Annotated in this window: 14 protein-coding genes; 13 read left to right on the top strand and 1 reads right to left on the bottom strand. The window is 68.9% G+C overall.

Annotation, left to right across the window (positions count from 1 at the left end):
• From VNN10_14465 to VNN10_14405, 13 genes are all read left to right on the top strand, one after another.
• A partial coding sequence (locus VNN10_14465; GenBank protein ID HXH23225.1) for a phage portal protein occupies nucleotides 1-634 on the top strand: 634 nt, incomplete at its 5' end.
• Nucleotides 597-2,660, top strand: a complete 2,064-nt coding sequence (locus VNN10_14460; GenBank protein HXH23224.1) for a hypothetical protein — start codon at nucleotides 597-599, stop codon at nucleotides 2,658-2,660. The genes VNN10_14465 and VNN10_14460, both read left to right, overlap by 38 nt.
• 32 nt (nucleotides 2,661-2,692) lie before the next feature.
• Nucleotides 2,693-3,028 (top strand): DUF2190 family protein, encoded by a 336-nt coding sequence (locus VNN10_14455; GenBank protein HXH23223.1) that lies wholly within the window; start codon nucleotides 2,693-2,695, stop codon nucleotides 3,026-3,028.
• Between the two features lie 7 nt (nucleotides 3,029-3,035).
• Nucleotides 3,036-3,416 (top strand): hypothetical protein, encoded by a 381-nt coding sequence (locus VNN10_14450; protein HXH23222.1) that lies wholly within the window; start codon nucleotides 3,036-3,038, stop codon nucleotides 3,414-3,416.
• Entirely contained in the window at nucleotides 3,417-3,842 is a 426-nt protein-coding gene (locus tag VNN10_14445; GenBank protein HXH23221.1) for a hypothetical protein, read from the top strand.
• Nucleotides 3,843-3,845: 3 nt separating this feature from the next.
• On the top strand, nucleotides 3,846-4,277 hold the full coding sequence (locus VNN10_14440; GenBank protein ID HXH23220.1) for a hypothetical protein: 432 nt from the start codon (nucleotides 3,846-3,848) through the stop codon (nucleotides 4,275-4,277).
• A gap of 12 nt (nucleotides 4,278-4,289) precedes the next feature.
• Nucleotides 4,290-4,730: a phage tail tube protein gene (locus tag VNN10_14435; GenBank protein ID HXH23219.1), complete on the top strand. Its 441-nt coding sequence runs from the start codon at nucleotides 4,290-4,292 to the stop codon at nucleotides 4,728-4,730.
• A gap of 20 nt (nucleotides 4,731-4,750) precedes the next feature.
• Complete coding sequence (locus VNN10_14430; protein ID HXH23218.1) at nucleotides 4,751-5,788, top strand: trypsin-like peptidase domain-containing protein; 1,038 nt, start codon at nucleotides 4,751-4,753, stop codon at nucleotides 5,786-5,788.
• 17 nt (nucleotides 5,789-5,805) lie between these two features.
• A complete protein-coding gene (locus tag VNN10_14425; GenBank protein ID HXH23217.1) occupies nucleotides 5,806-6,306 on the top strand; it encodes a hypothetical protein in 501 nt (166 codons plus the stop codon).
• Nucleotides 6,306-6,506, top strand: a complete 201-nt coding sequence (locus tag VNN10_14420; protein HXH23216.1) for a hypothetical protein — start codon at nucleotides 6,306-6,308, stop codon at nucleotides 6,504-6,506. Before VNN10_14425 ends, VNN10_14420 begins: the two co-directional genes overlap by 1 nt.
• Nucleotides 6,507-6,508: 2 nt before the next feature.
• Nucleotides 6,509-8,485 carry a phage tail tape measure protein gene (locus VNN10_14415; GenBank protein ID HXH23215.1) on the top strand — a complete coding sequence of 659 codons (1,977 nt, stop codon included), beginning with the start codon at nucleotides 6,509-6,511 and terminating at the stop codon, nucleotides 8,483-8,485.
• Nucleotides 8,486-8,495: 10 nt separating this feature from the next.
• Nucleotides 8,496-9,287, top strand: a complete 792-nt coding sequence (locus tag VNN10_14410) for a hypothetical protein (GenBank protein HXH23214.1) — start codon at nucleotides 8,496-8,498, stop codon at nucleotides 9,285-9,287.
• On the top strand, nucleotides 9,287-9,967 hold the full coding sequence (locus tag VNN10_14405) for a hypothetical protein (GenBank protein ID HXH23213.1): 681 nt from the start codon (nucleotides 9,287-9,289) through the stop codon (nucleotides 9,965-9,967). The genes VNN10_14410 and VNN10_14405 overlap by 1 nt, the downstream gene beginning before the upstream one ends.
• 199 nt (nucleotides 9,968-10,166) lie before the next feature.
• Here VNN10_14405 and VNN10_14400 read toward each other — a convergent pair.
• On the bottom strand, nucleotides 10,167-10,583 hold a 417-nt coding region (locus VNN10_14400; protein ID HXH23212.1), incomplete at its 5' end, for a hypothetical protein.

Here is a 10,583-nt window from a genome sequence, read left to right as displayed (position 1 = left end):
GGCGCTGGTGACCATGCCGGGCGGCTGGAAGATGAGCCAGCTGCAGGCCGAGCAGCCGGCAACCACCTACGCCGAGTTCAAGAAGGAGATCCTCAACGAGATCGCCCGCTGCCTGAACATGCCGTTCAACGTCGCGGCGGGAAACTCGTCGGGCTACAACTACGCCTCCGGCCGGCTGGACCACCAGACCTACTTCAAGGCGATCCGCGTCGAGCAGGCGCACCTGGAGTGCGTCGTGCTGGACCGTGTTCTCGCCGCCTGGTTCGACGAGGCGGCTCTGATCCCCGACCTCCTACCCGCCGGCCTGGGGCTGATCGCCGACTGGCCGCACCAGTGGTTTTGGGACGGGCACGAGCACGTCGATCCGACCAAGGAAGCCTCGGCCCAGGCAACCCGACTGGGCAACCACACGACCACCTTGGCCCACGAGTACGCCAAGCAGGGCCGGGACTGGGAGGAGGCCCTCCGCCAGCGGGCCAAGGAGCTGGCGCTGATGCAGGAGTTGGGGCTGACGACGCCGGCTGCGCAGCCGACGCCGGCGGACGAAGAGCAGCCGGACGACGAACAGGGGCCGGACGGGGAAGAGGAGCCGACCGATGACGACGAAGCGGAACTCGAAGAGCAAGCCGCCTGAGGCCCGCACGCTGAACTTGCTCGCCTCGTCCGTCGAGTTGGAGGCGACCGCGGGCGAGGGTGACGCGCAAAAGCTGCGGCGCTTCACGATGACCGCCTACACCGGCGGGGCCATGCAGCTCGCCGGCTGGCGCTACCCGGTCGTGGTGGACCTGGCCGGCCTCGACGCCGGCCGCCAGCGCCGGCCGATCCTGCTCGACCACACCCGCGACGTGGACTTCGTGATGGGGCAGACCGACTCCGTCGCGGTCATGAACAACCAGCTCCTCGTCGCCGGCCAGGTCATGGGCGACTCACCCAAGGCCCGGCAGGTCATTGCCCTCAACGACCGGGGCTTCGCCTGGCAGGCGTCCATCGGGGCGCGTGCCGAGCAGGTGGAGTTCGTGCCCGAGGGCAAGACGGCGCAGGCCAACGGCCGGGAGTTCGCCGGCCCGGTGAACATCGCCCGGCGGGCGACGCTGGGCGAGATCAGCTTCGTCGTGCTGGGCGCGGACGAGAACACCTCGGCCCAGATCGCGGCGACGGCAGACCAACCTGGGGAGGCGACCGACATGGACTTCTCGCAGTGGCTCGAGGCGCATGGCTTCGCCATCGACACGCTCACCGAGCAGCAGACCAAGAGCCTCCGGGCCGCATTCGACGCCCAGGCTGGCACGAAGAACACGCCCGAGGACCCGCCGAACCCCGCGACCGCCATCCGCGCCGAGGCGGCGGCGGAGGTCAAGCGGATCGCGGCGATCCGCAAGGTCTGCGGCGGCAAGCACCCCGAGATCGAGGCCAAGGCAATCGAGGAAGGCTGGGACGCGACCCGGGCCGAGCTGGAAGTGCTGCGGGCCTCCCGGCCGCAAGGCCCGGCCATCCACACGGCCAACGGCAAGCCTCCCACGGCGACGGCCATCGAAGCGGCGCTGTGCCTGTCGGTGCGGATGCCCGAGGCCAAGGTCATGGCCTGGTACGGCCCGCAGACCGTCGAGGCGGCGCAGTCCCGCGACCTGCGGGGCATGGGCCTGCACGAGCTGTTCTACCACGTTATCCACGCGGCCGGCGGCCACGCCCGGCCCGGCCGCATGACCGACGACACCATCCGCACCGCCTTCGAGGCCGACCGCGCCCTTCGCGCGGCCGCCGGCGGCTTCTCGACTATCAGCCTGTCGGGCATCCTCTCCAACGTCGCCAACAAGGCGCTCTTGGAGGCCTACAGCGCCGTTGAGAGCGTCGCCGTCCGCATCTGCGCCCAGGCGGACGTGAACGACTTCAAGCAGGTCACGCGCTACCGCATGACCGGGCAGGGCACCTTCGAGAAGGTCGGCCCCGACGGCGAGCTGAAGCACGCTCAGCTCACCGAGGAGTCGTACACGAACCAGGTCGATACCTACGGCAAGATCATCGCCCTGACCCGGCAGATGATCATCAACGACGACCTCGGGGCGTTCCTGCAAATCCCGCGCATCCTGGGCCGGCAGTCGGCCCTGGCGGTCGAGTCGGCCGTGTTCACGCTGCTGCTGTCCAACCCCGGCGGCTTCTTCAGCGCGGCCAACAAGAACTTCTTCTCCGGGGCCAGCTCGGCGCTGCAGATCAGCTCGCTGACGACCGCCGAGCAGCTGTTCTTGGATCAGACCGACAAGGACGGCAAGCCGATTCTGATCTCGCCGGCCATCCTGCTCGTGCCGACCTCGCTGAAGGTCACCGCCCAGCAGCTGATGACCGAGACGCGGGTCAACGAGACGACCACCGCCGACAAGCCCAAGCCGGCCAACAACCCGCACGCCGGCAAGTGGGAGCCGCTGGCCTCGCCGTACCTCAATTCGCAGGGGATCGCCGGCGGCAGCGCGACCGCCTGGTATCTGTTCGCCAACCCGGCCGACGTGGCGGCCATCGAGATCGCGTACCTGCGCGGCATGCGGACGCCGACGGTCGAGTCGGGCGAGACGGACTTCGACACGCTCGGGATGAAGTGGCGCGGCTACTTCGACTTTGGCGTGGCGATGCAGGACTTCCGGGCCGCGGTCAAGAGCGCCGGGGCGTAACGCACCAACCACCAGAGGGAGGAGACGGACTCATGGCTCAGGCAATCTTCGTCCACGAGGGGGCGTCCATCGACTACACGCCGGCCGCCGACGTGGCCGCCGGCGACGTGGTCGTGCAGGGCGACCTGGTGGGCGTCGCCAAGCTCGACATCAAGGCCAACAAGCTCGGGGCGCTGGCCGTCGAGGGCGTGTTCGACTTCGCCAAGGCGACTGGCGTGGGCACGGCGCTGGCCGCTGGCACGACGGTCTACTGGGACGACGCGGCCAACGTCGCCACGGCCACGGCGGTCGGCAACAAGCAGATCGGCAAGTCGGTGCGAGCCGCCGGCGACAACGACACGACCGTGCGCGTCCGCATGGACCAGTGAGGCCGCCATGCCCGACCTCTTGCAGACCGGCTCCGACTGGCTGGCCGACCAGCTCAAGACGCACGCCTCGCGGCAGGTCGTCTACCGCCGCGGCGCGCTACAGGTCGCGGTGCAGGCCACGGTCGGGCGGACACTGCTGAAGCTCGACGACGGCTACGGCGGCGTGCGGATGGAGTGGACCGACCGCGACTTCCTCATCCAGGCGGCGGACTTGGTCCTGGGCAGCACGCCGACACTGCCGGAACGCGGTGACCTGATCCGCGAGACGCAGGGAGCCAAGACCTTCGTCTACGAGGTGATGGCCCCGGGCAAGGAACCGCCCTGGCGCTGGTCGGATGTGTTTCGCAAGGTGCTGCGGATTCACACGAAGCAGGTGGGGATCGAGTAGATGGCCGTGATCCTCGACATCGCCGACGCCGTGGTCGCCCAGCTGAACGCGACCCCGTTCAGCCAACCACTCACAGCCGAGCGGCATTACCAGCCTCGGTTTGAACTGTCGGAGATGACCGAGCTGAAGGTCAGCGTCGTACCCCGGTCGCTCGCCTCAAAGTCGCTCGACCGCAACCGCGACAGCTTCGATTACCTGATCGACGTTGCGGTTCAGAAGAAGACCGACATGAGCCAGGCGGCGCTCGACGCGCTGATGACGCTGGTCGAGGAGATCGCCGACCACTTCCGCACGCAGCCTTTGGCCGGCTACCCCAACGCCCGCTGCGTCGAGGTCAAGCACGAGCCGGTCTACGCGCTGGAGCACCTGGACGAGCTGCGGCAGTTCACCAGCGTCCTCACGCTGACCTTCCGCGCCTGGAGGTGAACCGTGATAGGCATGACGTTCCAGGCCGCCAAGGGCAGCTTCTTCGACCGTGAGAAGGTCAAGCGGTCGGTAGACGCCGGCACCCGGAGGGTGCTGTCAAAGTTCGGCGCCTTCGTGCGGCAGCGGGCCAGGACCTCGATCCGCAAGCGCAAGGGCACCAGCCCGACCGGCTCGCCGCCCTACTCGCACGTAGGCCTCTTGCGGAAGTTCATCCTGTTCGCCTACGACCCGCAGCGCCGAAGCGTGGTCATCGGCCCGACGCTGACCAAGGAAGGGTCCCAGGCGCCGCGGCTGTTGGAGCACGGCGGAGATGCAGTGCTCAAGGAGGGCGGCAAGGCGCGGCACGTGCGCTACCGGCCCCGGCCGTTCATGCAGCCGGCATTGGAAGCGGAAAAGCCGAAGCTGCCGGCCCTGTGGCGCGACTCGGTTCGCTAAGGAGACACGCTCATGGCAGTCAAACTCGGCCTCGACGCCAAGCTCTACCGCAACACGGGCACGTTCGCCGTCCCGGTCTGGAACGAGGTCAAGAACGTCAAGGACGTGACCCTGAACCTGGAGGCGGGCGAGGCCGACGTGACCACCCGCGGCAACGCCGGCTGGCGGGCCACCGTCGCCACGCTCAAGGACGGCTCCATCGAGTTCGAGATGGTCTGGGACACCACGGACGACGACTTCGGCGCGATCCGCGACGCCTTCCTCAACCGCGGGGCCGTCGAGTTCGCGGTGATGGACGGCGACATCGCCACGGCCGGCTCGCAAGGGCTTCGCGCCACCTGCATGGTCACCAACTTCAGCCGCAACGAGCCGCTGGAGGAGGCGGTCACCGTGAGCGTCACTGTCAAGCCGACCTACTCTGTCAACCCGCCCGTCTGGATGGTCGTTCCCTGATCCACCTCCGAGGAGGCACCATGCGTTCGATGCTTTTGGTTTCCCTGGTTCTGGTTTTCGCTCCCGCCGCGGCGCGGGCGGACACGCTCCGCATCACGGGCGAGACGAAGTACAAGCCGCACTCCCTGGTCCGCCTCCGCGCCGAGGGCGTGGACGCCAAGGCCGCGCTCCTGTGGCGCGTTCATCCCTCGAAGGGCGTCGAGCGCGCGACCACGCCGCGGGGCGTCCTGGAGTTCGCCGCCCACCCCGGCAACTACGAGGTCGAGCTGCTGGCCATTCGGACCGTGGGCGACAGCCTGCAGGTGGACGAGGCGCGCGTCACGGTGGAGATCGAGCAGTGTCAACCAGTCCCGCCCACCCCACCGGCACCGCCGAAGCCCGACCCCAAGCCGCCGGGCGGCGGCAAGCTCGACCCGGCGGGCGCCCTGGGCCGCATTCGCTTCGGCAACGCCGGCTGCACGGCCACGGTGATCGGCCCGCGTCGGCCCGACGGCCGCTGGGACGTGCTGACCGCCGCCCACTGCGTGTCGGACGTGGGGCAGCGCGGCACGCTCACGCTCAAGGACGGCCGGTCGCTGGGCCTGCGGGTGGTCGCCCATCACAAGACCCCGGATGTGGCCTGGTGCGTGACCGAAGAGGAGGTCGCGGACCTGCCCTACGCCCTAATTGCCGCCAAGAACCCCGAGCCGGGCACGGCGATCTGGCACATGGGCTATGGCGTGGACAGGCCGGGCAACCGCGAAGACGGCACCGTTGTCGAGCGCGAGAACGGCCAGGGCCAGCTGCGGATGAACCTGAGCGTGTCGTCGGGCGACTCCGGCGGCGGCATCTTCCGCAGCGACACCAACGAACTCGTCTCGGTGGTCTGCTGCACCAGCGGTATGGGCCGCAAGGTGTCGATGTGGGGCTGCTCAGCGGAAGTTGCCCAGCGGACCCGGCCCAAGGCGGCTGATGCCGAGGAGGTCTGGACGCCGGTCCCGATCCCCCTCCGGCCCTGGCCTGGCGACCTCGACGACGAATGGCAGCCGGTTCCGATCCCGATCCGTGTGGCCAAGTGAATCGCCGGGAGCAATCGATGCGGACCTTCAACGACAACGCGGGGCGGACCTGGACCATCGCCATCAACGTGGCGGCGATCAAGCGCGTCCGGGGCCTGCTCAATGTCGACCTGTACAAGCTGGTGGACGACGGCTTCAAGCCGCTGGGCGCCCTGGTCGGCGACCCGGTGATGCTCGCGGACGTGCTGTACTGCCTCTGCAAGGACGAGGCGGACGCCAAGAAGGTCAGCGACGAGGACTTCGGCCGGGCGCTGGCGGGCGACGCCATCACCCTGGCGACCGACGCCTTCCTGGAGGAGCTGATCGATTTTTTCCCCGAAGCGAGGGCGCGGAGCAGCCTGCGGAAGATCGTGGCCGAGAGTCGGAAGGTCCGGGACCGGCTGCTGGGCCAGGCCGAGAAGGTCCTGGAGACGTTCGACGCCGACCGCGAAGCGAACAGGTTGTTACGCTCATTTGGCATTGCGCCGGAGTCCTCGGAATCGACCCCGGGCCCTTCACCCTCCGGGAACTCTGCCTGATGGCCGAGGCCCGGAGCCGCGAGCGCTGGGCGCACACCTCCGCCCTGCTGGCGCTGACGGCCAACGTCCACCGCGACCACCGGAAAAAGCCCACGCCCTACAAGCCGGCGGACTTCAACCCCTACCAGCGCCGGCGGGAGCTGCCGGTGCGCAAGGCGTCGATTGAGGTGCTCAAGCAGGTGTTCGTGGACAGGAGGTGAGGATGGCCGCCGCTTCGGGGATTCGCGCCGGTGCCGCCTACGTCGAGTTGTTCGTCAAGGACAGCCGGCTCGTCAAGGGGCTCAACGCCGCGGCCGCGAGGCTAAAGGCGTTCGGCGCGAGCATCATGTCGGTGGGGGCGGGGATCGTGGGCCTGGGGACCACGCTCGCGCTCCCCTTCCTGGGCGCGGCCAAGCTGTTCGCGGACATGGGCAGCGACATGCTCGACATGTCGCAGCGGACGGGCGTGGCGGTGGAGGCACTGTCTGAGCTGCGCTACGCCGCCGAGCAGTCGGGCTCCGGCGCGGAGGACCTGGAGAAGGGCCTCCGCACGATGAGCCGGAGCATCATCGAGGCCGCCCGCGGGTCGGCGCAGGGCCGGCGGAACCTGTCGAGGCTGGGGCTGACCATCGCCGACCTGACCGGCCTGTCGCCCGACCAGCAGTTCGAGCTGATCGCCGACCGCCTGTCGCGCATCCAGAACCCGGCCAACCGCGCCACGCTGGCGATGGAGATCTTCGGCCGCTCGGGGGCCAATCTGCTGCCGCTGCTCTCGACGGGGGCGCAAGGCATCCAGGAGCTGCGCCGCGAGGCGAACGGCCTGGGCCTGACCATGAGCACCGAGGACGCCCAGGCGGCCGAGGAGTTCGGCGACGCCATGTCGCAACTGTGGCGGGCGCTCAAGCAGGTCGTATTCATGGTCGGCGCCGCGCTGGCGCCCACGCTCAAGCAGGTCGCCGAGTGGATCACGCGGGTCGCTGCCAACGTCGCGCGCTGGATCGACGAGAACCGCGAGACGGTCACGATCATCGCCGCCGTCATCGCCGCGGTCATCGGGATCGGCGCGGCGCTGATGGCCCTCGGCGGCATCATCTACGTCGTCGCTTCGGCCATCAGCGTGGTGACTTTCGCCATCTCTGCCGCCGTTGTCGCTGTCAAGCTGCTGGCCGTGGCCATTGGTCTTCTTCTGTCTCCGATCGGCCTGGTGGTCGCGGCCGTGGGCGGCATCGCCGCCGCCGTCCTCTTCGCCACCGACGAGGGGAACATGGCCCTGGAGGCGCTGGGGCAAGGGTTCGACCAGCTCCTGGGCGCGGCAGGCACAGCCTGGCAGGGGATTCAGGATGCCATTGCCGCCGGCGATCTGGCCGGGGCGATGGAGGTCGCCTGGCTCGGCATCCAGGTCGTGTGGGAGGCGGGCATCGCCGCCATCAGTGCGGCGTGGCGGCGCTTCAAGTCGTTCTTCGTCGAGCTGTTCTGGAGCGCCGTCTACGCCGTCGCCCGCGCCTTCAACACCGCCTGGACCGGGATCGAGGTCGCCTTCTGGACGGTGGTCAACGCCTTGGCCGACGGCTGGGACACCTTCTGCACGGGCCTGCAAATCGCCTTCAACGAGTTCGTCGGCTTCTTCCGCCGGGCCTGGGCGCGAGTGCGGAACCTGTTCAGCCCGTCCACCGCCCGGCGCGAGGTTGAGGCCATCAACCGCGAGGTCGAGCAGCAGAATCGCGAGGCCCGCGAGCGCCTCGACCGCCGCGTGCGGGAGCGCGCCCGGCGCGTCGATCAGGCGCGGGAAGCGGGGCGGCAGCGCGAGGAGGCCCTGAACCAGATGCAGGAGGAAGAGCGACGCGAGCGGCAGCGGGAGATCGAAGCCGCCAACGCCGCCGACCAGGAGCGCGTGGCTGCGGCCCAGCGCGCCCTGGAGGAGCGCGCCGCGGAGCTGGCCGCGCAGCGTGAGCAGATGGAGCTGGAGCGGGCGCTGGAGGCAATGGACCGCGAGCAGCAGCGGCGGCCTGAGTTCGACCTGGAGGGCCTGGACGAGGCCGAGGCCAAGACCGACGTGAAGGGGACGTTCAGCGCCTTCGCCGTGGCGGGCCTCGGCTCCGACAGCCTAGCCGAGCGCACCGCACGGGCCAGCGAACAGGTCGCGCGCAACACCGGGCAGCTCGTGCGGGAGGCCCAGAACGGCGGATTGGTCTTCGCGTGAGGAATGATCGATGGCGGTGATCATCGAGAAGTACGACAGCCGCGAGACCACGGTCGGGGTCGAGAACCCGTCCGTGGAGCTACTGTACGTCGTCGATGGCACGGAAGACGACGCGGCCGTGCGCACCCTCGTTGAGGCCACGATCCCCGCCATCTACGCGGGCCTGGTGTTCCAGAATTACCACATCTCGCACCAGGGAAGCGGCCTGTGGGAGGTCTCGGTCCGCTACGGCAAGCTGGAGCCGAAGCAGCCCGGCGAGTCGTCGTTCTCGTTCGACACCGGCGGCGGCACGACCCACATCACGCAGAGCCTGCAGACGGTCGCCAGCTACGCCCCGCCCGGCGAGGACCCGCCCGACTTCAAGGGCGCGATCGGCGTCAACAACGACTCGGTCGAGGGGACCGACATCACCATCCCGGTCTACAACTTCAAGGAGACGCACTACATCCCCGTCGCGCTGGTCACGCCCGCCTACAAGGCGGCCCTCTTCTACCTCACCGGCAAGGTCAACGCCGCGCCGTTCAAGGGCTTTGCGCCCGGCGAGGTGCTTTTTCAAGGCGCCTCCGGCTCGCAGCGCGGCCAGGAGGACTGGGAGATCACCTTCAGCTTCGCCGCCAGCCCGAACGCCGTCGGGCTGACCATCGGCGACATCACTGGGATCGACAAGAAGGGCTGGGAGTACCTCTGGGTCCGCTACCAGGACGCCGAGGACGAGGACGTGCTGGTCAAGCAGCCGGCGGCGGTCTACGTGGAGCAGGTCTACCCGTATGGGGATTTCTCACTCTTGGGGATCGGCACCTGATGGCCGGCGACGCCTTCAAGAAGGTCCAGCCCGGCCAGCGGCTGGAGATCACCGCCGAGGCGTTCAACGCCTTCCTCGACGCCGCCCGCGCCGCGCGCGAGCACAAGCAGTTCGGGACGGAAGCGTCGCAGTTCTTCCGGCAGAGCGGCATCGTCAAGGTGAAGAACGCCTCGGGGGCGGACCGGGGGCGGTTCGCCGTGCTGGGCCTGACCGAGCCGATCATCCTCCCGGCCGACAACCTTGACGAGTTCAAGCGGCAGGTGACGTTCCAGAGCATTGTTCCCGTCAAGAACGTCCACAACGGGAAGTTCGGGGTCCTGCTGGAGCCGATCGCGGCCGGCAAGATCGGCCTGGCGGTAATCGCCGGCGTGGTGCCGGTGCGCCTGCAAGTCGATCCCGACCAGCTCTATGGCTGTGCGGAGATCATCGACGGGGACACGCAGAAACTGCGGAACCAGCCGCACGGCTCAGCGCGGGTGCTGTGGATCGAGACGACCGGCGCTACCGAGCGCTGGGCCGTGGTGCGCCTGGATGACGCCGACTACCAGGCCCACGTGCTCATCACCAGTAACGTGCCCGACTCCGACGGCTACTATCCCGGCGAGGTGCAGCGCTACGACGTGGACACGAAGACCTGGCAAACGCTGTTCACGTGCAAAGTGCTGGACATCAACCAATGATCCTGCCGCAGCGATACCTGGCGCGGTTCGTGGGGCCGAAAGGCGGCGTGCCGGTCTACGCGCTCGGCTGCCCCGGCTCGGGTTCGGGGCCGGCGGCGTTCCACACGTCCGTGCCCCGGGTGCTGGCCCGGTTCCTGGGGCTGAAAGGCGGCGTGCCGCTCTACGGCTACTCCACCTGCGAGTTCCCGCACATTGGCCGCTACCTGATGCGCTTCGTCGGCATGACGGTGGACAACGTGCCGGTGTACGCACTCGGCTGCTGCCTGGAGTCGTCGAGCGGGTCATCCGGCGAAAGCTCGGGCTTCAGCGGCTCGTCCGGGGAAAGCGGCTCGTCGGGCGAAAGCTCGGGGTTCAGCGGGTCTTCCGGCGAGAGTTCCGGCTTCAGCGGCTCCTCGGGGGAAGCCTCGGGGCTGAGCGGCTCGTCCGGGGGAAGCACCGGCCTTAGCGGCTCGTCGGGAGAAGGTTCCGGTTCTTCCGGGGCCAGCTCGGGCGTCAGCGGGTCGTCGGGCCTGTCGGGTTCGTCGGGTGAAAGTTTCGGCCCGAGCGGCTCGTCGGGCGTCACGTCCGGTTCCTCGGGAGCAAGCTCGGGGGTGAGCGGTTCGTCGGGATCACTTGG

The organism is Dehalococcoidia bacterium, assembly GCA_035574915.1.
In the GTDB taxonomy this organism is placed as follows: domain Bacteria; phylum Chloroflexota; class Dehalococcoidia; order DSTF01; family WHTK01; genus DATLYJ01.
Note: the sequence above shows the minus strand (reverse complement) of the source record. Positions and strands in the feature narration are given on the sequence as shown.